The organism is Micromonospora sp. WMMC250 (assembly GCF_027460215.1).
Taxonomy (GTDB): Bacteria; Actinomycetota; Actinomycetes; order Mycobacteriales; family Micromonosporaceae; genus Micromonospora; species Micromonospora taraxaci.
Genome location: NZ_JAPZBJ010000002.1, coordinates 6055386 through 6078054, shown reverse-complemented (window position 1 = coordinate 6078054; position 22669 = coordinate 6055386). Strand labels below are relative to the sequence as shown.

The 22669-nt window shown below is 72.9% G+C and carries 20 protein-coding genes; 7 read left to right on the top strand and 13 right to left on the bottom strand.

The annotated features are described in order from the left end of the window. Window positions 1-51: 51 nt before the first annotated feature. The 3 genes from O3438_RS27580 (at window position 52) to O3438_RS27570 (ending at window position 3632) form a co-directional block, all read left to right on the top strand. Entirely contained in the window at window positions 52-1188 is a 1137-nt protein-coding gene (locus O3438_RS27580; RefSeq protein ID WP_269682541.1) for a carboxylate-amine ligase, read from the top strand. A gap of 23 nt (window positions 1189-1211) precedes the next feature. Next, window positions 1212-2591: an FAD-dependent oxidoreductase gene (locus tag O3438_RS27575; protein ID WP_269682540.1), complete on the top strand. Its 1380-nt coding sequence runs from the start codon at window positions 1212-1214 to the stop codon at window positions 2589-2591. A 72-nt stretch (window positions 2592-2663) separates the two neighbouring features. Beyond that, the gene (locus O3438_RS27570; protein WP_269683770.1) at window positions 2664-3632 is read left to right on the top strand and encodes a LacI family DNA-binding transcriptional regulator; all 969 of its coding nucleotides are present in this window, start codon (window positions 2664-2666) and stop codon (window positions 3630-3632) included. Between the two features lie 180 nt (window positions 3633-3812). On the opposite strand, the gene O3438_RS27565 is transcribed toward O3438_RS27570, so the two are convergent. The 6 genes from O3438_RS27565 to O3438_RS27540 form a co-directional block, all read right to left on the bottom strand. Further along, on the bottom strand, window positions 3813-4766 hold the full coding sequence (locus O3438_RS27565; protein ID WP_269682539.1) for a carbohydrate kinase family protein: 954 nt from the start codon (window positions 4764-4766) through the stop codon (window positions 3813-3815). Continuing rightward, a complete protein-coding gene (locus tag O3438_RS27560) occupies window positions 4763-6028 on the bottom strand; it encodes an AGE family epimerase/isomerase (protein WP_332367471.1) in 1266 nt (421 codons plus the stop codon). Before O3438_RS27560 ends, O3438_RS27565 begins: the two co-directional genes overlap by 4 nt. A gap of 403 nt (window positions 6029-6431) precedes the next feature. Then, a complete protein-coding gene (locus O3438_RS27555) occupies window positions 6432-7313 on the bottom strand; it encodes a fructosamine kinase family protein (protein WP_269682538.1) in 882 nt (293 codons plus the stop codon). Between the two features lie 156 nt (window positions 7314-7469). Then, a complete protein-coding gene (locus O3438_RS27550) occupies window positions 7470-8279 on the bottom strand; it encodes an Fpg/Nei family DNA glycosylase (RefSeq protein ID WP_269682537.1) in 810 nt (269 codons plus the stop codon). A gap of 47 nt (window positions 8280-8326) precedes the next feature. Then, window positions 8327-8527 carry a DUF397 domain-containing protein gene (locus O3438_RS27545; protein ID WP_269682536.1) on the bottom strand — a complete coding sequence of 67 codons (201 nt, stop codon included), beginning with the start codon at window positions 8525-8527 and terminating at the stop codon, window positions 8327-8329. Then, a complete protein-coding gene (locus tag O3438_RS27540) occupies window positions 8520-9407 on the bottom strand; it encodes a helix-turn-helix domain-containing protein (RefSeq protein ID WP_269682535.1) in 888 nt (295 codons plus the stop codon). The genes O3438_RS27545 and O3438_RS27540 overlap by 8 nt, the downstream gene beginning before the upstream one ends. Window positions 9408-9809: 402 nt before the next feature. Here O3438_RS27540 and O3438_RS27535 point away from each other — a divergent pair, with 402 nt between their 5' ends. From O3438_RS27535 to rocD, 4 genes are all read left to right on the top strand, one after another. After that, a complete protein-coding gene (locus tag O3438_RS27535; RefSeq protein WP_269682534.1) occupies window positions 9810-10220 on the top strand; it encodes a hypothetical protein in 411 nt (136 codons plus the stop codon). A gap of 162 nt (window positions 10221-10382) precedes the next feature. Next, complete coding sequence (locus O3438_RS27530) at window positions 10383-11288, top strand: thrombospondin (RefSeq protein ID WP_269682533.1); 906 nt, start codon at window positions 10383-10385, stop codon at window positions 11286-11288. 522 nt (window positions 11289-11810) lie between these two features. Further along, window positions 11811-12626: a dimethylargininase gene (gene ddaH / locus O3438_RS27525; protein WP_269683769.1), complete on the top strand. Its 816-nt coding sequence runs from the start codon at window positions 11811-11813 to the stop codon at window positions 12624-12626. Continuing rightward, window positions 12623-13837 carry an ornithine--oxo-acid transaminase gene (rocD, locus tag O3438_RS27520; RefSeq protein WP_269682532.1) on the top strand — a complete coding sequence of 405 codons (1215 nt, stop codon included), beginning with the start codon at window positions 12623-12625 and terminating at the stop codon, window positions 13835-13837. The genes ddaH and rocD overlap by 4 nt, the downstream gene beginning before the upstream one ends. Window positions 13838-13972: 135 nt before the next feature. Here the strand turns inward: rocD and O3438_RS27515 are convergent, their stop codons facing one another. From O3438_RS27515 to O3438_RS27485, 7 genes are all read right to left on the bottom strand, one after another. Then, the gene (locus O3438_RS27515) at window positions 13973-15127 is read right to left on the bottom strand and encodes an FHA domain-containing protein (RefSeq protein WP_269682531.1); all 1155 of its coding nucleotides are present in this window, start codon (window positions 15125-15127) and stop codon (window positions 13973-13975) included. Continuing rightward, window positions 15124-15417, bottom strand: coding sequence for a 4a-hydroxytetrahydrobiopterin dehydratase (locus O3438_RS27510; protein ID WP_269682530.1), 294 nt, complete (start codon window positions 15415-15417; stop codon window positions 15124-15126). The genes O3438_RS27515 and O3438_RS27510 overlap by 4 nt, the downstream gene beginning before the upstream one ends. 57 nt (window positions 15418-15474) lie before the next feature. After that, window positions 15475-16527 carry a fatty acid desaturase family protein gene (locus tag O3438_RS27505; protein WP_269682529.1) on the bottom strand — a complete coding sequence of 351 codons (1053 nt, stop codon included), beginning with the start codon at window positions 16525-16527 and terminating at the stop codon, window positions 15475-15477. A gap of 136 nt (window positions 16528-16663) precedes the next feature. Next, window positions 16664-20215 carry an SCO7613 C-terminal domain-containing membrane protein gene (locus tag O3438_RS27500; RefSeq protein WP_269682528.1) on the bottom strand — a complete coding sequence of 1184 codons (3552 nt, stop codon included), beginning with the start codon at window positions 20213-20215 and terminating at the stop codon, window positions 16664-16666. Between the two features lie 48 nt (window positions 20216-20263). Beyond that, entirely contained in the window at window positions 20264-20584 is a 321-nt protein-coding gene (gene cutA, locus O3438_RS27495; protein ID WP_269682527.1) for a divalent-cation tolerance protein CutA, read from the bottom strand. 108 nt (window positions 20585-20692) lie between these two features. Further along, complete coding sequence (locus tag O3438_RS27490) at window positions 20693-21697, bottom strand: 1-acyl-sn-glycerol-3-phosphate acyltransferase (RefSeq protein ID WP_269682526.1); 1005 nt, start codon at window positions 21695-21697, stop codon at window positions 20693-20695. Continuing rightward, window positions 21697-22530, bottom strand: coding sequence for a patatin-like phospholipase family protein (locus tag O3438_RS27485; protein WP_269682525.1), 834 nt, complete (start codon window positions 22528-22530; stop codon window positions 21697-21699). The genes O3438_RS27490 and O3438_RS27485 overlap by 1 nt, the downstream gene beginning before the upstream one ends. Window positions 22531-22669 lie beyond the last annotated feature (139 nt).

Here is a 22669-nt window from a genome sequence, read left to right as displayed (position 1 = left end):
GACGGACCGACGCGGACGGACCGCGAACGGTAGGAACGGACGGTGGTGTCGATGACCGGCCAGGTGGCGGAGGCGCCCAGCGGAACGGCTGCGGCGACCGAATTGCTCACCGTGGGCGTCGAGGAGGAGTTCCTGCTCGTTGACCCCCACACCGGGGCTGCGGTCCCGGCCGTCGACCTGGTCATGGAGCAGGTGCCGGCGGAGTTGCGCGGGCAGGTCGAGCGGGAGTTCCAGACCAGTCAGATCGAGATCGGCAGCCCGCCCGGTGTGGAGCTCTCCTCGATCCGGCACTCCCTCGGCGTGCTGCGTCGGGCGCTCGCCGACGCCGCCGAGCGGGCCGGCGTACGCCTGCTCGCCATCGGCACCGGTCCGGTGGACGGCCCGGTGCCGCCGGTGGTGGACAAGCCCCGGTTCGACCGGATGATCGAGCGGTTCCAGCTGCTCGTCCCCGGTCCCGGCAACAACGGCATGCACGTGCACGTGGGCGTGCCCGACCCGGAGACCGGCGTACAGGTGCTCAACCACGTCCGGCCGTGGCTGCCACTGCTGCACGCGGTGACCACCAACTCGCCGTTCGCCCGTGGGGCGGACACCGGCTACGCCAGTTGGCGGTCGGTGGAGTGGGAGCGCTGGCCCTCGGTGGCCCCGACGCCGTGGCTGGATTCGCACGAGCACTACCAGCGGCTGATCCGCCAGTTGATCTCCAGCGGGGTGATGCTCGACGAGGGGATGCTCTACTGGTACGCCCGCCTGTCGGCGAAGTACCCGACCGTGGAGCTGCGGATCGGCGACGTCTGCCCGTCGGTCGACGACGCGGTGCTGGTCGCCGCGCTGGTCCGGGCCCTGGTGTCCACCGCGATGGCGGACGTCGAGGCCGACCGACCGGCGTTGCGGACCGATCATCACCTGCTGGTCGGGGCGCACTGGCGGGCCGCCCACGACGGTCTGGAAGGCCAGGCCGTCGACGTCACCACCGGCGAGCTGGCGACCGCCTGGGAGCTGTTGGACCGGTTCGTGGAGCGGATGCGGCCGGCGCTGGAGCAGCACGGCGACTGGGCCGAGGTGACCGACCTGCTGGGTGGGTTGCGCCGGCAGGGCAGCGGGGCGGCGCGGCAACGCGCGGTGTACGCGCGCACCGGCCGACTCACCGACGTGGTGCAGGACGTCGCGCGACAGACCCGCGGCTGAACACCTCGTGACAGGATGATCCGGTGGCCCAACGGTTGATCGTCATCGGCGGGGACGCCGCCGGCATGTCGGCGGCGTCCCAGGCCCGTCGCCGCCGCGGCCGCGACGACCTGGAGATCGTGGTCTTCGAACGCGGCCACTTCACCTCCTACTCGGCGTGCGGCATCCCGTACTGGATCAGTGGTCTGGTGCCCGGCCCGGACGCGCTGATCGCCCGGGAGCCAGAGACGTTCCGCACCGAGTACGCGATGGACGTGCGGATGCGGCACGAGGTCACGGCCATCGACCTGGAGCGCCGCGAGGTGGTGGCCCAGGACCTGGAAGGCGGCGGCGAGGTCCGCGAGCGTTTCGACGAGCTGATGTACGCCACCGGCGCGGTACCGGTGAAGCCAGCGTGGGCGGCCACCGACGCGGGTGGCGTGTTCGGCATGCAGACCCTGGACGACGGGGCGGCGCTGCGCGAGTGGCTGGACGCCGAGCCGCGACCGCGCCGGGCCGTGGTGGTCGGCGGCGGCTACATCGGCGTCGAGATCGCCGAGGCCCTGATCCAACGCGGCCTCTCGGTGACCCTGGTCGAGGCGGGCAGCCAGCCCATGTCGACGGTGGACCCCGACATGGGCGAGCTGGTGGCCGAGGCCATGCGCGGCCTCGGCATCACGATCCGCGCCGGCCTGCCGGTGACCGGTCTGGAAGAGCGGGACGGCCGGGTGTCCGCGGTGGTCACGGCCGAGGGGCCGATGCCGACCGACGTCGTGGTCCTGGGCCTGGGTGTACGCCCCAACTCCGCGCTCGCCGCGACTGCCGGGCTGCCGATCGGCACCACCGGTGGGGTCCGGGTGGACCGCCGGATGCGGGTGCCGGGGATGCCCGGCATCTGGGCGGGCGGCGACTGTGTGGAGACGCTGCACCGGGTCAGCGGGATGCCCGTGCACGTGCCGCTGGGCACGCACGCCAACAAGCAGGGCCGGGTCGCCGGAATCAACATCGGCGGCGGGTACGCCACGTTCGCCGGGGTGATCGGCACGGCGGTGACCAAGGTCTGTGACCTGGAGGTGGGCCGGACGGGCCTGCGCGAGGGCGAGGCCGAAGCGGCCGGCTTCGACTTCGTCTCGGTGATCGCCGAGTCGACCAACCGGGCCGGCTACTACCCGGGCGCCCGCCCGATGACAGTGAAGCTGATCGCCGAACGTCCCAACGGTCGGCTGCTCGGCGCGCAGATCGTCGGCTGGTCGGAGGCGGCGAAACGGATCGACGCACTTGCCGTCGCACTGTGGAACGGCATGACGGTGGACGATATGACAGCACTGGACCTGGGCTACGCTCCGCCGTACGCGCCGGTGTGGGATCCGGTGCTCATCGCCGCCCGAAAAGCGGTCGATGCGCTCTCCGCGCTCGACCGCTGACCCGCGTTCGCCGTGGAGGACCACCCCGTGACCCAGACCCCGACCCGGCCGACGGTGCGCCGACGCCCGACGATGGTCGACGTGGCCCGACGTGCCGACGTCAGCCTGAAGACGGTCTCCCGTGTGGTCAACGACGAGCCGGTGGGGCAGGAACTGGTCAGCCGGGTGCTGGCCGCCATCGCCGAGCTGGGCTTCCGGCGCAACGACATCGCGCGCAACCTGCGCTCCCGGCAGCTCAACGCCACCGTCGGGTTGCTCATCGAGGAGATCGCCAACCCGTTCTACGCGACGATCGCCAGCGTCGCCGCCGAGATCGCCGCCGCCCACGGCACCATGCTGATCACCGCCTCGTCCGAGGAGGACCCGGAGCGGGAACGCGCACTGCTCCAGGACTTCACCCAACGCCGGGTGGACGGGCTCCTGGTGGTGCCGGCGGGCCTGGACCATTCGTTCCTGCGTCGCGAGGTCGAGCTGGGGATGCCCGTCGTGTTCCTGGACCGGCCGCCGCAGGGGCTACAGGCCGACGCGGTGCTGCTGGACAACCGGGGCGGCAGCCACGCCGGGGTGGGCGCGCTGCTCGACGAGGGGCACCGCCGGGTCGGCCTCCTGCTGGGCGCGCCGAGCGTGCCCACGATGCGCGAGCGGCTGGCCGGGGCGCGGGCGGCGTTGGACGCCGCCGGGGTCGAGCCGGACGAGTCGCTGGTCCGCGAGAGGCTGATCGCGCCGGAGGAGGCCGGGCGGGCGGTCGGCGAACTTCTCGACCTGGCGGATCCGCCCACCGCCTTCTTCTGCGCCAACAACCGTCTCACCGTCGGCGCGCTTCAGGAGCTGCACCGGCGTGGCAACGACGCGGCGCTGGTCGGCTTCGACGACTTCGAGCTGGCCCACCTGATGCCCCGGCCGCTGACCGTCGTCGCCTACGACACCCGGGAGCTGGCCCGGGTCGCCACCGAGCGGCTGTTCGGCCGGATAGCCGGCGACGACTCGCCGCCCGCCACCACAGTCCTCCCCACCCACCTGCGGCCCCGAGGCCTGGCCTAACAGCCCTGCCCCGCCCTCTCCCCCGCCCACGTCGCGCAGGGTGAGGGCGGGTGATCCACTCCAGATCGGCGATGTGGCGATGTCCGGGCGCTCGGACACCCCCATATCGACGGCGTGGAGTGGATCACCGGTGCCGCGTCCCGGCAGTCCGGCGCGCCACGGCGCCGACCCGCGTCTGGGTCAGGTCTGCGGGGTCAGCAGGGCTTCGACCTCGTCGCGGCGGGGCGGGTCGGCACCTCGGCGACCACAGGTCAGCGCGGCCACCGTGGCAGCCTGCCGGAGCACCGCGTCCCACTGCTGCTCGGTCACCGCGGCGAGGCGGTCGGCCGGTCGGTCCCCGAGCGCGTCGAGGTCGGCCAGCGCGGCGAGCAGGCCACCGGTGAACGAGTCGCCGGCGCCGACGGTGTCGACAACCGTGGTGCGTACCGCCGTCGCCTCGTGCAGGGTGCCGTTCGGGGCCAGCAGCCAGGCGCCCTCACCGCCCCGGGTCACCACCGCGCAGGACACCCCGACCTCACGCCACTCGGCCATCACGTCGGCCACCGACCGGTCCGGATACAGCCAGGCCAGGTCCTCGTCACTTGCCTTGACGAGGTGCGCGAGGGGCACCTGCCGGCGCACCCGGGCCTGCTCCGCCTCCCGGTCGGTGACGATGCTCGGCCGCAGGTTGAGGTCGATCGAGAGGGTGAGCCCGTCCCGGCGGCGTTCGCGGGCGAGCAGGTCCTCGAACACCTGCGCGCCGGGGGCCAGCGCGAGCGCGAGCGACCCCGTGTGGAACGCGACTGCCGGCGACCCGGCCAGCTCGGGCAACTCCTGCGGCGTCCACTGCCAGTCCGCCGCGCCGGCCAGCCGGAACTCGTAGCTGGCCTGCCCGGTGGCGTTCAACGTGGCCACCGCAACCGAGGTGGGCTCCTCGGCGCGGACCGCCCACTCCAGGTCGACCTGGTTGGTCCTCAGGTGCTCGGCGACCTGCCGGCCGTAGTCGTCGGTGCCGAGCCGGGCCAGCAGTCGTACCGGCTGGTCGAGCCGGGCCAGGGTGACCGACACGTTCGCCGGGGAGCCGCCCGGCACGGCCCGTTCCCCGTCGGGGGTGACCACCAGGTCGATCAACGCCTCGCCCGCGACCACGATCACGCGGTCACCTCGCCCGGTGCGAGCGGGCCGGCGCCGCCGAGCCCTTCCGCCGAACGGGACAGCAGCACCGCCTGGTACGCGTGGTAGACGTCAGGCCGGCCGTGCCAGACCGTGTCGGAGGGCAGGTTCTGCGCGTCCAGCTCGTGCCGCCATCCGGTGCCGTCGATGAGGTTGCGCCGGGCGTACGCCCAGAAGACCCGGTACCAGTCGGCGTAGACCTCGTCCCCGGTGCGCCGGTGCAGGGTGATGGCCGCACCGACCGCCTCGGCGAGCACCCAGTGCATCCGGGAGCGGACCACCGGCCGGTCGTCCCAGTCGATCGTGTAGACGAAGCCGTCGGCCCCGTCGACCGCCCATCCACGCCGTACGGACGCGGCGAACAGGGCGCGGGCGTCGCTGAGCAGCCAGCGTGGTGGCTGCGGAAGGACAGCCTCCAGCTCCAGCAGCAGGCGGGCCCATTCGAGCCAGTGGCCGATGGTGGAGCCGTACGGGCGGAACGGGTCGGCGGGCTGGTCGGAGTTGTAGTCGGGCAGCGGCGTCCAGTCGGCGGTGAAGTGTTCGGGGAGCCGCCAGTCGTGCCGTGCGGCCTCGCCGTGCACCAGATGGGTGGCGATCCGCAGGGCCCGGTCGGCCCAGGTCGGGTCGCCGGTCGCGGCGGTGGCGGCGAGGAACGCCTCGACCATGTGCATGCTGCTGTTGGCGCCCCGGTAGTCCTCGGTGACGGTCCAGTCCCGGTTCCACGACTCGCGGACCGCGCCGACCTCGTCGTCCCAGAACCGGTCCCGCACCACGGCCAACGCGTCGGCGAGCAACTGCTCCGCGCCCGGCCGACCGGCACGCGCGGCGCTGGACGCGGCGAGCACCACGAACGCGTGGTCGTAGCCGGCCTTGCGATCGTTCACGGGTACGCCCTGCTGGTCGACAGCGCTGAACCAGCCGCCGTACCGGTCGTCGCGCAGCAGTGTGCTGAGCGCGGCGACGCCGTGGTCGACGAGGGCGGCGGCGTCCGGGTCGCCGCCGCGGTGGGCGAGGGCGGCCACGTGGGTCATCCGGCAGGTGATCCAGGTGAACACCGGTTCGCCCCGGTCCGGGGTGCGGTCGTCGGTGAGCCACCAGAAGCCGCCCTCGGGCCGGACCGACCGGCCGGCGGTGTCGAGCAGTGTGCGGGTCTGGTCGGCGAGGAACTCGTCCAGGTCGGGCAGTTCGGGTGACCCGCCGGGAGCGGGGGTCGGGGCGGCGTCGGGTCGGGGCAGGTCGGTCATCTCAGCTGGTCACCGTCGGGTAGGGAAGGGACATACGGCCAGGATCGGCGGGCGGACCGGGTCCGTGCCGGGAAACCGTCAACAGGACACCACGAACCGGCTGGCCGAACCGGTTGCGCAGGCGGAAGGACGATTTCTCCCTCCCTGTCCGTTGACATCGTTGTCACTCTGCAACCCTGCTCCGGTGGCAGGTCAACTGTCAATTCCGGTTGCGTCACACCGCGCCGGCCAGCCGTGCCCTCGCCGCGCCGGGCAGCCGTGCCCGCGCCGCGCCGGCCAGCCGTGCCCTCGCCGCGCCGGCCAGCCGTGCCCTCGCCGCGCCGGGCAGTCGTGTCCGCGCCGGGCGGGTCGCCGGCGTCCTCGACGGCGAGACGGCGAACCATCCCGACCGCCTGGCCTCCGGTCAGGATCGCGTCCGGAACGGGGCGAGCGTGGCACGGATCTGGTCGGCCGCGCCCCAGTCGTCGTCGAACTGGGCCAGCACGGCGAGGTGTTGTCGCAGCTGGACGATCGGCATCCGGGCCTGCCAGTCGCCATCGAGGGAGGTCAGCTCCGCGTAGACCGCGAAGAACCGTTGCGCCTCGGGCGGGGCCGCTGTCGACCACACGTGGGCGAGGTCCACCTCGGCCCACAGGTAGGACACCGCCGGGTCGATCAACGCGGGCTGGCCGTCCGCCGTGGACAGGATGTTCTGTGCCCACAGGTCGCCGTGCGTCAGGCATGCCGGCCGGTCCGGCAGCAGGTCGGGCAGCCGGTCGCAGAGCCGCTCCAGCGCCGCCCGATCGCTCCGGTCGAGTGCCGCCTCGACGCGGGGCTCCCCCAGCCACCGGAGCAGCCGGTGCTGGGCGAAGAACGTGAAGCCGTCGTCGTGCCACCCGTTGGTCTGCCGGCGGCGGCCCAGCCAGTTGTCCCGGTGCCAACCGAAGCGCGGATGCGTCGTGCTCAGGTGCAGGTGGGCGAGCATGTGCGCGAACCGCTCCCAGAAGGCGTCGCTGCGCGGTCTCGGTCGCAGCACCGACAACACGAGCAGTTCCCGGTCGACCAGGATCACCTCGGGTGTCACCACGCCGCCCAGCTCACGCAGCGCGGCCAGCCCTTCGGCCTCCGCCACGAACACGTCGTCGTCCGGAGCTTCGGCGAAGGCCTTCACGAACACCGACGGCGCCTCTCGGCGGGTAGCTATGCCCGCGAGCGCCGCGAGCCCACCCGTGGCGGGCTCGACAGTGACGACATCGCTGATCCCGGCTCGGCCCAGGCGGTCCAGGAGGAACGGCGCCGATCGCATCAGCACAGGATCCTTCATGTCCGGGCGCGTGTTCAAGGTCCGACCCGCCAGGCAGGATGGCGGCACGGATGATCGACTCCACATCGGCGAGGTGGTGCCATCCTGCGGCGACGACACCGCCACATCGGCGATCTGGAGTCGATCAGGCCCGCAGGATCAGGCGGGCTGGCAGGTACGACACCAGTAGAGGTTGCGCCCGGCCAGCTCGCCGCGACTGACCTCGGTGCCGCAGACGTGGCAAGGTGCGCCGGGGCGGCGGTAGACGTACACCTCGCCGCCGTGCCGGTCCACCCGCGCCGGCCGGCCCATCGCCTCCGGCAGGTGCGTGTCGCGCACGGTGTCGATCCGGCCGTGCTCGACAGCGAGCCGCATCAGCCCGACCAGGTCCGCCCAGAGCGCGTCCCAGTCGGCGCGGCTCAACGCTCGGCCGGGCATCCTCGGTGGCAGCCCGGCCCGGAACAGCGCCTCGGTCACGAAGATGAGCCCCGTGCCGGCCACCACCGACTGGTCCAACAGCAGCGCGGCCAGCGGCGTCGGGCTGCGCGAGATCCGGGCGTACGCCCGCTCGGGGTCGGCGTCGACGCGCAGCGGGTCGGGCCCGAGGCGGTCCCGCAGGGCGGCCACCTCGGGTGGGGTGAGCAGGTCACAGGCGGTGGGCCCGCGCAGGTCCAGCCAGTGCCGGTCGCTGGCCAGCCGCAGCCGCACCTGACCGACCGGCTCGGGCGGCTCTCCCGGCCCGTCGGTGAACTTGCCGTACAACCCGAGGTGTACGTGCAGCGTCAGCTCGCCGGCGTAGTGGTGCAGCAGGTGCTTGCCGTACGCCTCCGTGCCCTCCAGAACGGTCCCGGAGAGCCGGGCAGCGCCCTCGGCGAAGCGGCCCTGCGGGCTGGCGGCGTGCAGCTTGTCCCCGGCGAACAACTCGGCGTGCCGGGCCGCAAGGCGGTGGATCGTGTGTCCCTCTGGCACGGGTACCAAGGATAGCCAGGCGCCCCGAGGTGCCGAGGGCGGCGCGGTCAGCGCAGGCGCTGCTCCTTCACGCCGTCGACGAACGCGGCCCAGGTGGCGGTGGCGAAGACCAGCGCGGCGCCGGTCGGGTCCTTGCTGTCCCGTGCGCCCACGACGCCGGGCAGGTTGTCGGCCACCTCGACGCAGTTGCCGCCACTCCCGCCGCTGCGGGTGCTCTTTCGCCAGGTGGCACCGGCAAGGTCAGTCATGATGCTCCTCGATGATCGAAGTGATCATTTTCTCTGATTCTGCCTCACTCGACGCGAGCGTCTCCAGGTCCGACCAGACATGTTCGAAGGCGGCAACCTCGGCCGGCTTGTCCAGGTAGAGCGCACCGGTGATGTTCTCCAGGTAGACGGTGGTCGGCTCGGTCGACGCCCGGCCGACCGCCTGCGGGAAATCCAGCAGGACGAAGGTGCCGGTCTCGCTGGCCAGCGGCGGACCGGCGGCGAGCGGCAACACCCGCAGACTCACTGTCGGCAGCGCGGCCACGTCCAGCAGGTGTCGCAACTGCTGGGTCATCGCCCGGTGGTCGGGGATGGTGCGCCGCAGCACCGCCTCGCTCAGGACGACCCGCACTGTGGGCGCGGCGGGCAGCCGGCGGACGAGGATGCCCTGCCGCTGCAACCGCACCTGCACCAACTTCTCCCGCTCGTCGGCGGTCATCGTCGGATTCTTCCGACGGAACAACTCGGTGGCGTACTCGCGGGTTTGCAGAAGGCCGGGAATCAGCTCCGCGTCATATTGGCGCAGCCCGCACGCGGACGATTCCAGGCCGACGTAGAGCGAGAACCACGACGGCACCACATCACCGTACGAATGCCACCAACCCTTGGCACGGGTCTCCTTCGCGAGGCCGGCGACAATGTCCCCCATCGCGGCCGGCACGCGATACAGAGCACACATCGCGCGGGCGTCCACCACCCGCACCGGAACCAGCCCTCTCTCGATGCGCCACACCTTCTGCCGCGAGCAGTCCAGGGCATCCGCTGCGGCGTCCAGCGTCACCGAGGCTTCCTCCCGGAGCTGGGTGAGCAACCTCCCGAGCTGCCGCCGAGGGACCGTCGACCCGCTTGTTTCATCCGTCATGCAACATCACCGCTCTCCTCGTGCAACACGGAATGTTTCACCACGCGCGCATTTCCATTCCATTCCTCGTGCGTCATTTCGGCCTGAGATTAGGGCGGGGAAGAACATTGCACAAGGTGGCCAGCGTGGAACATGCTGTCACGCGTCAGGGGAGCCCAGAAGTGACGTCGGAAATGGCGTCGGCGATAGCGCGCCCGCAGCACGGCCCGCGCTGTTTCTCGGAAGGAACGCCACCATGCGCGTGTCGTACAACGAATACCTCTTGGTCACCGCGCTGACCCTCGCCCGTCGACACCGGCCGGTCTGGAACTGGGCGCGCTGGCGCACTGTGTGCCGGTGCGGCGCGGACCTGCCCTGCCGGGCCCGTCACCGCATCCCTATCAACCGTGCGCACTGGCCCACATGACCGACCTGAAGCCCGGCGACCTGCTGCTGATCGGCGAGGCGTGCTCGGTGCAGTTCGCCGACGACCGGGAGCTGCGCCTCCGCCTGGTGAGCGTCGATCCACGCCCGACGTACGAGGGATGGGTCTGGCTCACGGGCTACGTGCTCAACGACAAGGGACTGGCCGTCGACAAGCGCGAGGTGTTCGTGCAACAGGCCGGGCTGCGGGTGCTGCGCGCCGCGCCCGCGCTCACGCCCGCCCCCCGCACCCGCGCCCCCCGCAGCGCGCCCGCACCCGCACCCGCACCCGCACCCGGCAAGTCGCCCACACCGGACAGGTCGGCGTCGGTCAGCGCGGCCACGCCGGGCAAGTCGACCCGGTCCGCCGCTGATCGACGCGCGTTCAAGGAAACCGGGGTGTCTACGTAGGCGGGACACCCTGACTTCCAAGAAACCGAGTCGATCAAGGCCGATTTCGGCGGCCGTACCCGGAATTGGTGTCAGGAAACGTGCAGCGGGGTACTTCAGGGCTGTACCGCGTGGGTGCCACCCTCTTCCGACGGCCACCACGCATTCATCAGGAGGTGTGTAGTGGTCAGGATTCCTTCGCTGTCCCGCCGGTCCGAGCCGGCACCGACGCGGGACGAGAACCTCGACGGCCGCGTGGACGGCCGCGACACCCGAGTCACCGAGACCGGTCAGTCCGACGACAGCGCCGGTCGCCCGGTGGTCACCGACCGGGACGCCGACCAGACGACGTACCGCAGCGCCGGCGCGACCGGTGGCCAGACCAGCGAGGCCGAGCGGCGGGCCAACGAGCGGGCGGCGGTGGCCCGAGCCGCCACCGCGCGACCGGCGGAGACCGAGCCGCGGGGCACCGCCCGCCCGGTCACGCCTGAGCCCGTGAACGGCACGGCCCGCCCCGTCGCACCCGAACCCTCGAACGGCACGGCCCGCCCGGTCACGCCCGAGCCGCGCACCGGCACCGCCCACACGGTGGAGACCGAATCCCGGCCCACCGTCGCGCCGACCACGGCGCGCACCGCCGAGCGGGACGCGGACCTCGACAGCGCGACCCGGCGAACCGACACGACGGACCGGGTCACCACCGACCGGCCGGCTGCCCCGACCGCAAGCCCGACCGCGCCCGAGGCGCCGGTGACGCGTGGCCCGAAGCCGCGGGCGAGCCTGCTGGCCACCCTCGGTCTGATCGTCTCCGTCGCCGGTGCGCTGTTCGTGCTGACCGGGACCCTGGCCGGGTACGGCATCGGGCTCGGCGCGTTCGGCGCGGTGCTCGCGGTGCTCGGCCTGATGGCCACCCGTCGTCGGCACGTCGCCGGCACCACCGACGCGCTGTTCGGCGTGCTGATCGGACTGGCCGCGGTGGTCATCGGGGTGCTCGCGATGACCGGTCAGTTCGACTGGCCGACCACCGACGGCGACTGGGTGCAGCGCTTCCGCGAGTGGCTTGACTCACAGTTTGTCGATCGTTTCTAGCGGGCACTGTTCCGCTCGCCGGTGATGCACCGGCAAACGCCGGCGGTTCGCCGGCAGCCCGAACACCCGGTGGTTCACCGGTCGGGCAGACACCCTTTCAGGGGCGGCGGTTCGCCGCCCCTGAAGTGTTTTCTCGGCGTGATCGACTCGGCTTCGGCGGAGTCGGGGTGTCCCGGTCGCTCCGATACCGCACTTTCCCGGAACCCGAGTCGATCACGCGCGCACCCGATCACGCGCGCACCCGGCCACGGCCACACACCCCGATCACGGCCCGTGAACTCCGACCACGGCCACACACCCCGATCACGGCCCGTGAACTCCGGTCACGACCCGTTCGCCGGGCGCGACACGCACTGGCGCAACGAATCACCCCCAGCAGTCGTCTAGACGCAACGAATCTTCGGTCTGCGCAACTCTCAGTGGTGGATCCTGCCGCTGAAGCCGCATAACGTTGAGCAACGGCGCCAGCCCGTGGGCCACGGTGGCCGGGCGCGCCCGACCCCTGGGAGCAGGACAATGACGATGGACGCCACCAGCCAGCGCCTATTGATGTGCCGGCCGACGTACTTCGCCGTCGACTACGCGATCAACCCCTGGATGGACCCGACCGCGCCGGTGGACCCCGCGCTGGCCGTCCGGCAGTGGGAGCAGCTGCGCCAGACGTACCGCGACCTGGGCCACACCGTCGAGGAAATCACTCCGGTGCCCGGTCTGCCCGACATGGTCTTCGCCGCCAACGGCGGCACGGTGATCGACGGCAAGGCGATGGCCGTACAGTTCCGCGACCCGCAGCGCGCCGACGAGGCACCCGCCTACCGGGCCTGGTTCGAGGACGCCGGCTTCGAGATGTACGACCCCAAGCACGTCAACGAGGGCGAAGGCGACGTCCTGCTGGCCGGCGACCACCTGCTGGCCGGCACCGGCTTCCGCACGGCGCACGCCTCGCACGCCCAGTTGCAGGAGGTCTTCGGCTACCCGGTGATCACCATGCAGCTCGTCGACCCGCGCTTCTACCACCTGGACACCGCGCTGACAGTGCTCGACGAGCAGACCGTGGCGTACCTGCCGGAGGCGTTCTCCCCCGGCAGCCAGGCGGTGCTGCGCCGGCTCTTCCCCGACGCCGTGCACGCCACCATGGCCGACGCCGAGGTGCTGGGTCTGAACGCGGTGAGCGACGGCCGGCACGTGGTGCTGCCGGCCCAGGCCACCGACCTGGCCGCCAAGCTGCGCGACCGGGGCTACGAGACCATCGGTGTCGACCTGTCCGAACTCCGTAAGGCCGGCGGCGGACCGAAGTGCTGCACGCTGCGACTCCGTCAGGGAAAGGCAAGCAAGTGATCGATGACATGCTGCGTACGCCGGGAGCGGTCCGGGACGCCGAGCGCTGGACGGCGCACAACTACCACCCGCTGCCGGTGGTGATCTCGTCCGCCGAGGGCGCCTGGCTCACCGATGTGGACGGCAAGCGCTACCTGGACTGCCTGGCCGGCTACTCCGCGCTGAACTTCGGCCACCGCCACCCGCAACTGATCGCCGCCGCGCACGCGCAACTGGACCGGCTCACGCTGACCAGCCGCGCGTTCATCCACGACCAGTTCGCCGACTTCTGCCGGGAGCTGGCCGAGCTTTGCGGCAAGGACCTGGTGCTGCCGATGAACACCGGCGCCGAGGCCGTCGAGACCGGGATCAAGGTGGCCCGCAAGTGGGGCTACCAGGTCAAGGGCGTGCCCGCCGGTCAGGCCACCATCGTGGTCGCCGACGGCAACTTCCACGGCCGTACCACCACCATCGTGAGCTTCTCCACCGACGAGGACGCCCGCGCCGACTTCGGGCCGTACACCCCGGGCTTCAAGATCGTGCCGTACGGCGACCTGGACGCGCTGGCCGCCGCAATCGACGAGAACACCGTCGCGGTCCTGCTGGAGCCGATCCAGGGCGAGCAGGGCGTGGTGGTGCCGCCGGAGGGCTACCTGCCCGGCGTGCGACAGGTCTGCACCGAGCGCGACGTGCTCTTCATCGCCGACGAGATCCAGTCGGGTCTGGGGCGTACCGGCGCGACCTTCGCCTGTGACCACGAGGGCGTCGTGCCGGACATGTACCTGCTCGGCAAGGCCCTCGGCGGCGGCATCGTGCCGGTGTCCGCGGTGGCCGCGAACGCCGACGTGCTCGGCGTGCTCAAGCCTGGCCAGCACGGCTCGACCTTCGGCGGCAACCCGCTCGCCTGCGCGGTCGCCGTCGAGGTGGTGCGGCTGCTGGCGACCGGCGAGTTCCAGCGCCGCTCGGCGGAGCTGGGTGAGCGGCTGCGGGCCGGCCTGGAAGGGCTGGTCGGCAAGGGGTTGGTCGGGGTGCGCGTACGCGGTCTGTGGGCCGGCGTGGACATCGACCCGGCGCTGATGAGCGGTCGGGAGGCGTGCGAGCGCCTGATGGAGCGCGGCGTGCTGGCCAAGGACACCCACGGCTCCACCATCCGGCTCGCCCCGCCGCTGGTGATCACCGAGAAGGAGATCGACCTGGCGGTGGCCGCGCTCGCCGAGGTGCTCGCCGCCTGACGGACCGCACCGGCCACGATCTGCGCAACTACAGGGAAAGTGCTGCCTCGACGCCAACTGAGGCAGCACTTTCCCTGTTTTGCGCGGATCTCGCGGCGCCGCGCCGGCGCCGCGCCGGGGCGGGGCGGGGCGGCGTCAGGGGCGGGGTAGGCGCATCGCCATCGTCGGAGCCTCGGCCATGACCGAGGTGGGGGTGAACGGGGCACCGGTCGGCAACTCCTCGGCGCGGCCGATCTGCACGCCCGGGTACAGCTCGATCATGTCGTTCTCGCCCAGCACCCGGGACTGCTGCGGGGCCAGGGGGATCCGGTCCGCCTCGTTCATCGACCCGGCCGGGCGGATGCCGGAGCCGTTGGTGCTGACGTCGGTCACGATGACCTCGCCGACCCGCAGCTCGAAGCGGACGTGACCACGGCTGATCCACCGCCGGGCCTCGTCGTTGAGCCACTGCCCGAGCATGATCCCGCCGTCCTGCTCGGGGGCCCGACCAGCCACCAACGGCTGCTCCTCACTCAGCACGAACCGCCGCCGCACCAGGCCGCCGACGCGCACCGCGAGCACCTCAGTACGCGGACGCGGGCCGGCGTCACCGAGCCGGGCACCGTGCCGGGGGCAGGTCGGTACGCCGTTGCGCAGCGCGGACGGCGGCTGCGCGGCCGGGCTGCGGTCGGCACCCCCGGCCAGGTCGGCGAACGCGCCACCCCCACCACCGCCGCCGAACAACGCGCAACCCGACTCCGGGCAGCGCCACTGGCGGGCCAGCAGCTTCACACCGGTCGGCGAGCGCTTGCCGGCCACGGGCGAGTGGCCGCCGCCGACGTGCGCGATGAACACCGGCCCGCCGGCGCCCGGCACCGGTGCGACCACTCGACCGGGCTGCTCGACCAGCCACGGGAACCGACCGCGCAACCCGTCGAAGCGGACCCGGCTGAGCACCGGCAACCCGAGCAGGTCGGCGACCTCCAACATCCGGTCGCCCGGGTTGTCGAGCACCTCGACGAGGCCGTCGTCGGCCCAGCGGCGGACAACCATCCGCTCGTTCGAGGTGAGGTCGGCGTCGGAGAGCAACGCCCGGTGCACCACCGCGTAGACCTGGACGCTGTCCTCCTCCAGCTCGCGGGAGAGCGCGTCGATGACCATGCCGAGGCGGAGCAGGCTGGCCGGCCGGCCGCCATCGATGTCCTGGTAGCGGATGATCTCGGCCAGGTCGACCACGGCCCGAGCCAGTGACGGGTCCGTGCAGACCCGACCCTCGATGGCATCCAGAACCTTGCTGATCTCGAATCTCATGCCGCACTCCGGACGATGTCGTCAATGCGCCGGGCCAGCTCGACGTCCCGGTGGGTGACCCCACCGGCCGAGTGCGTGACACAGCGGAAGGTCAGGGTCCGCCACCGGATGTCGATGTCGGGATGGTGGTCAAGCTCCTCGGCCACCGTCGCCACCCGGTCCACCACCGCGATGGCGGCCGGGAAACTGCCGAGCTGAACCGTACGACCGATGCCCGTCGGGTCACCCGACCAGTCGGTCAACCCGCTCAGCTCTTCTCGCACCGCGTCAGCGGTGAGCAGGTCTGCCATGAGCAGACCCTACCGGTGGCGCGTCCAGCGAGGCGGACGCGCCACCGGTCGTGCCGCTCAACCACGCAGCGGCCGGCCCACCTCGTGCAGGTGACCGAGCGCCTGCCGGTACGACTCGACCAGCCCGGTCTCCGCGTACGGGATGCCCTGCTCCACGCAGTAGGCGCGGACGATCGGCTGGGCCCGGCGCAGGTTGGCGCGCGGCATGTTCGGGAAGAGGTGGTGCTCGATCTGGTAGTTGAGCCCACCCAGCGCGGTGTCCACGAACCGGCCGCCCCGCACGTTGCGGGAGGTCAGCACCTGCTTCCGCAGGAAGTCCAGCTCGTCCTCCGCGGTCGGCATGGGCATGCCCTTGTGGTTCGGCGCGAACGAGCAACCCATGTACAGGCCCCACAGCGCCTGGTGCACGACGGCGAACAGCAGCGCCTTGACCGGCGACATGACCGCCAACAGCAGCGCCACGTAGCCGACGGTGTGCACGACGAGCAGCAGCCCCTCCACCGCCCGGCGCCGCATCGGGGTGCTGTACCGACCGTCCGACTCCCGCCCGACGATCGCCCGGATGCTCGCCACGTGCAGGTTCAGACCCTCCAGCAGCAGCATCGGGAAGAAGAGGAACGCCTGACGCTGCGCCAGCCACCGGCCGAACCCACGGGTCTCCAACGCCTGCTCGGGAGTCCACACCAGGGCGCCCGCGCCGACGTCCGGATCCTCGTCCTCGTGGTTCGGGTTGGCGTGGTGACGGTTGTGCTTGTCGACCCACCAGCCGTAGCTGAGCCCCACCGCCAGGTTGCCCGCGAACAGCCCGACCATCTCGCTGGGCCCGCGCCGCCGGAACATCTGCCGGTGCCCGGCGTCGTGACCGAGGAACGCGACCTGGGTGGTGGCCACCGCCATCACGGCCGCGAGCGGCAACTGCCACCAGGAGTCGCCGAGCAGGAACACGGCCACCCAGCCGGCCACGAACGCGCCGAGGGTGAGCACGATGCGGGCGACGTACCAGCCCGGGCGGCGCTCCAGCAGCCCAGCCTGACTGATCCGTCGCGACAACTGTGCGTAGTCACTGCCTCGCCGCCGCACCGGCGGTTCCGCCACCGCTCCGAGCGCCATCCCTGCCCCCGATCAGCCAGCACCCGCTCCACGGTGGTTCGGGCTTGTGGTCAAGTCTCCCGATCGCGGTAGCGCTGAGTAACCCCGACAGCCCCCGAATGGGGGGTAGGGCAGGCCCTACCCCTACTGGTTCGGCTCAGGTCAGTCGGCCCACCGCAGAGCGCAGTCTCGCCAGTTCACGTCGCCGCCGCTCGTAGGTGGCGGCCAACGCGACCAGGGCGAGCCCACCGACACCCAGGTAGATCCACCGGGGCAGCAGATCCCAGCCTCGGGCCACCTCGTGCAGCGCCAACAGCGCCAGCACCCCACCACCGAGCAGCACCGGCGCCTGCCAGCGGCGGGTCGCGCCGGCCAGCACCGCGCCGAGCGCCGCCGCGCCGAGGAGCAGTCGCCGCCACGGCTGCGGATCCGGCCCGATCAACACCGACACGAGGCTCGGCGCGAGCGCCGCGACCAGCCCCGGGCCGAGGGCCGGCCAGCTGGTCAGCCCGGGTCGGGTCCGCAGCGCCAGCAGGCCCGCGCCGATGGCGAGCCCCGCCGCCGGCACCGTGTAAGCCTCCAGCACTGTCACCCCGCCGGCGGCCAACAGCACCCACGCTGCCAGCAACTCGCTGCCGGCGGCGACCGTGGCGAACGCCCATCGCCGGGCGGTCGACTCGCCCCGGCGCAGCAGCCGCACCGCGACGGCGACCCCCCAGAGCACGCAGATCGTGGCGAGGTGTTGCGCCACCTCGACGGCGAGGACCGCCGCCACCAGCGCCACCGCCTGCGCGGCAGCGTCCAGCACCCGACCGACCAGCGCCCGCGCCGGCGTCGCCGCGGCGACGGCCAGCACCAGGGCGGCCACCGCCAACAGTGGGTACGCGGCCTCCCGCAACGGCAGCCCGGCGGCCAGCGAGGCGGTCACCGCCAGCGCGGACGCCGCACCCACCGCCGCGAGGCAACCGGTGACACGCACCCCGACAGTGCGTCCCCCGGCGGCGACGACCACCGCCGCGACCAGCAGCGCGCCCTCGGCGGCGAGCGACCCGGCCCGGGTGGCCAGCAGCCCCGCCACCCCGGAGGCGGCCAGCACCACACCCAGGGGTACGACGACCGGTGCGAGCGTCGGGCGAGGCCCGGCCAGAGCGGCGAGGAGCAACGCGGCCAACCCGGCGAGCAGGACCGCGGCCGGTAGCACCGGCCACGGCGTGCCGACCGCGACGAGCAGCACCGGCAGCGCCGCAGCGGCGAAGGGCAGTGCGGGCAGCACCGCCGGGCGGACCGCCCGACCACTGGTGAGCACCGCGGCCACCGCCAGCACCACCAACGCCAGCCCGACGGGCAACGACGCCGGATCGGCGACGACGGTGGGAACCCCCGACCAGACCCGTGCCGGACCGTCGTACGGCAGCACGAGCGCGGTCAACACCCTCGGCAGGGCCGCCAGGACAGCGACCAGCCCGAGCGCGCCACCCACCACCAGCACCGGGCCCGACCGGGTGATCGCCGGCGGCCCCCCGACCGCCGACGACCCCCCGACCGCCGGCCCCCCGACCGGCAGCCCCACAACCGCCGGCCCCCCGACCGGCAGCTCCCCGACCGCCGGCTCGTCCGCCCGCGCCGGCTGGTCGGCGACCGGCACCGGCACCGGCACCGGCCGATCCCAACGGGCGACGAACGCCACGCCCAACGCCGCCAGGGCCGCGTACAGCGCGATCGGCTCGTCGCCCGCCACGAACAGCGGTGCCAGCCCGGGCACGATGACGGCGACCACGGCACCGGTCACCGCGTACCCCGTCAGCTCCACCCGGTGGCGACGCGCCGCGAGCACCGCGACCAGCGCGAGCCCGGCGGCCACCAGCGCGAGCCGCGCCTGCCACCACGTCGGCGCGCCCCCGGCGAACAGCGCCACCACTGCGACGCCGGGCAGCGCGAGCTGCGCGACCAGCAGACCCACCCCGGCCACCCGCCGGTACGCCCCGGTGCCCCGCCGGACGACGAGCGCCAGCCCGACCGCGACGATCACGCCGAGTGCCACCAGGACACCGACCGGGGCGGCCAGAGCGACCAGCAGCCCGTGCCCGAGCAGGACGGCACCACCCAGCGCGCAGGTGAGCAGGACGGCCGGACGGGTCGCCGGACGGGCCAGTACGGCGATCAGCAGCGCAACCCCTCCGACCAGGCCGACGGCCACCACCGCCGGCCAGGAGGCCGCCCAGCCGGCGGGCAGGGCGAGCAGCACCGCCACCGCGCCGGCCGTGGCGAGCACCGTCTGCGCCTTCCGGGGCAGCAGCAGCGCCGTAGCGGCGACCGCCAACGCCACGGCCGGCGCCAACTGCCAGCCCCAGTCCAGGTCCGGTCCCAGCCCTGCCCCGCCCCACGGTGGCAGCGAGCGGCCCACGGCGGCGACCGCCAACACGGCGGTGGCCAGTACTACCACCTGCGCCGTGCCGCCCGCGACCAGCAACGCCCCCGCACGCGGGCCGGTCCGCCAACCGCCGACACCGGCCGCGTCCCCGCCGGTCGCGACCGGGAGCCTCCACACCGCGACCGCCAGCCCGAGCGCCACCGTCGCCGCCGCGATCAGCAGCATCGACGGCCGCAGCTCGGCCACCGGGCGCAGCACGGCGAGGGCGAGCACCGGCACCAGCAGCCCGCCGGCCACCCCCCGCAGCGCCCGTCCGCCGACCAGCCAGGCCGCGCCGAGACCCGTCACCGCGACCAGCAGCAGCGGCACCCCGGCCAGCAGTGGCGAACCGCCCGCCCGCCCGACAGCCAGCGGCACCAGCGCGGATGCGGCGGCGGCGACGAGCGCGCCGACGTGTCCGATCCCCGCCAGCACCCGGCCGACGACAGGCGCCGCCCCGTCCCGGCCGCGCAGCCCGACCAGCACCACCAGATTCCCCAGCGCCACCCCGAGCAGGACCAGCGTCCAACCGGCCGGACCCGGTTCGACAGCGACGGCGAGCAGCGGCAACACCGGCTGCGCGGCCACCAGCCCGGCGAACCACGGCCCGGTCAACCCGCTCCACCGGCCGTACGCCACGGCGACCGCCGCGCTGACCCCCCCGACCAGCGCGGCGTACCGGCTGCCCGGCCAGCCGGCCACCCCGGCCAGGTCAACCGACCAGGCCGCGTAACCGTCCAGCACCACCAGCAGCAACCCCACTGCGGCGAAGGTCTCCGCCGTGCCCCGCAACCCCCGGCGCACCGCCAGCAGCGGAACGGCCAGCGCGAGCGCGGTGAACGCCGCCAGGATCAACGCTCGCCCGGCGACCCCCACCGCCGCCCAGGCCACCGCCGTGAACACGACCGCCGCGGTGCCGAGCAGAAGTCCACCGAGGACGAAGAGCACGCCCTGGACCGTCCGGGTCGACGTCTCGGCCACACCCGGCGCCGCACTCACCGTGGCGACCGGGGCCGGGCCACGAGCAGGGGCCGACGGCAACACGGCCGGCACCGCCAACCCCGCCCGGACGACCGCCGCCAACTCGGCCCGCCGCCGCGACAGGGCCGACAGGCGCCCGGCCAGCTCGGTGTACGTGTGGCGGGCCCGCTCCACCTCCGGCTCCAACTGGGCGATCTGTCGACCCAGACCGACCACCTCGGCGGCGACGGGATCGGGCGCACGCCGACAGCCGGGGCAGCCGGCGCTCAGATCGGCAGGTGCGCCGCACGCGGGGCAGGGATAGCGGGTGTCGTCCACCCGGCCATCATTCAAAAGCGACAGGGGCGCGGCCCAGAGTGCGCGTACTCAGGGCCGGGTGTGCTCGTGCACCCAGGTGGCGTACGCCGGGTCGCCACTCTCCACCGTGGACACCAGGATCTCCGGCACCTCGTATGGGTGGCTGACCCGGATCTGGTCCACCAACGCGGTCAGCCGGTCCGGTGCGGTCTTGAACTGCACCGACCACTCGGTGCTGGTCTCCACTCCGGACCTCCACCAGTAGGTGCTGTCCACCTGACCACCCACCTGGGCGCAGGCGGCGAGCCTGCCGGCGACGGCCGCGGCCGCCAGCACGTCCGCGACCGAACGCGCATCCACCACCGTCGTCACGACGCAGATCTGCTCCACGACCGCACCCTACGCGGCACGACGCCGCCGAGCCCGCCTTTCGTCCGCGACCACTACGCTCCGCGTCACCACGCTCACCGAAAGCGTCTCTCGCTCGCGACTGCGGAGCTAACGATTGGCGGCGATCCAGGTGTCGATCTGCGCCCACCAGTCGAAGAGCCAGTCGATGCGTTGCTGCCGCCCGACCGGGATGTCCTCCGGCGGCACGGACCAGAACCGCATCACGATCCGCTTGTCCATCGGGAGTTCCCGCCAGACGTCCGCCACCGTGAGCATCCGGTCCAACCCGGTGTGGGCGACGAAGATGACCCCGGCGTCGGGGGCGGCGTCCAGCGCGGCCAGCATTCCGCCGGGCTGCGGGGCGAGTACGTGACGCATCCGCTCGGCGCGCAGTGCCATCCGTTCCAGCCCGAGCGAGCGCAGCCGGGCGATGGCACGCAGCCGTCGCTTGGGGGTGAAGTTGCCGCCCTCCGGGAAGATCACGAACGCGTCGTTGTCGTCCAGGCCCGCGGCCAGGTGTCCGACCTGGCGTACCGTCTCCTCGCCGCGCTCCGGCGTCGGCGCGATGAACCGGTTGGGCAGCCTGTTGAGCAACACGTCGATCGCCGGGTCCCACTGGAGGCTGTCCTTGAGGACGATGCGTGGCTCCCGTTTGAACCAGTTGACCAGCCCGTGGATCAGGATGAACGAGTCGCCCGGCCCGGCGTGCCGGCACAGCACCAACTCGGGCCGGCCGGGCAGCGCGGTGTCCGGATCGGTGCCCACCACGTCGATGCTCAGCCGCAGTGTCCACCGTGCCTGCCAGAACAGCACCCGCAGGAACCAGCCGGCCAGCACGTAGTGCGCGCGTTGGAAGGTCGGGGACCGGGTCCGCCAGCCGAAGCCGGAGGCGACCCAGAGCAGGAACAGCGCGACCAGCGCGGCGGCGTCCCAGACCAGGTAGACGCACCCGATCCAGAGCAGCCGCAGCGGCCGCAACCGACCCGGGACCAGCGGAGACGCGGCGGCGGCGAGCAGCGCCCAGACCGGCAGGGTGGTGACCACCACGAACGCCAGCCCGACCACGGCGGGGGCGAACAGCAACCGACGCAGCCACCTGGGGGGCAGCGGCATCATCGCTCCTGGTGGGTGGCGAGGTAGCGGCGGGAGGCGGTGTAGGCCCGGCTGATCCGCCGCCCCACGGCCGCCATGTCCCGGTACGCCCACGGCGTGTCGTCGCGGGGGTTGAGCCCACCGGTCGGCAGGACGTGCACCTCCACCCCCTCGGGTAGCGCCGCCAGCTCGCGGAAGAACCGGTGTCGGCGGGAGATCTCGAACGCGACCTGGGCGATCTCCCACGGCCGTCGGGGCGGCGTCAACTCCCGTTCGATGCGGCCCACCTGGAGGACGTAGATCCGACGTGCGCCGACGGCCACGGCCTCGCCGATCGGGATGGAGTTGACGATGCCCCCGTCCACGTAGTGCGCGCCGTCGATCTCCATGGGCGGGAGCAGACCGGGCACCGAGGCCGACGCCAGCACCGCCGGCACCACCGGACCGCTGTCGAACCAGTGCTCGGCCGCCCGCTCGATGTGCGCGGCGCAGCAGCGGAAGGGCACCCGCAGGTCGGCGAAGGTGGTGTCCACCCCCAGTTCGGTCTCCAGCAACCGGCGCAGTGGGCGAGGTGAGTGCAGATGGGTACGGGCGGCGAAGCGGCGCAACTGCCGGGCGACGGAGTCCCCGTACACCTCACTCGCCTCCGGCGAGGCCCAGAGCCGGACCAGCCGGTCGGTCACCGCCTCCGACGGGTCGGCGGCGACCAGCGCGCCGTTCACCGCGCCGATCGAGGTGCCGAGCACCATGTCGGGTTTGATGCCGGCGCGGAACAACGCGCGCAACATGCCCACCTCGACCGCGCCGAGCACGCCCCCGCCGCCGAGAACGAATGCCACAGGTCCCCCCGCCATGCCCCTCATCCTGGCACGGGCGCGCAGCCGGCCGGCCGGCCACCGTCGCCGGGCGGTCGGCGCACACCAGGCACCGCCCGCCGAGCGGGGCGGCGACGGCGTTGACAGGCAGGACACATTCGCGCAACCTGATACCGCT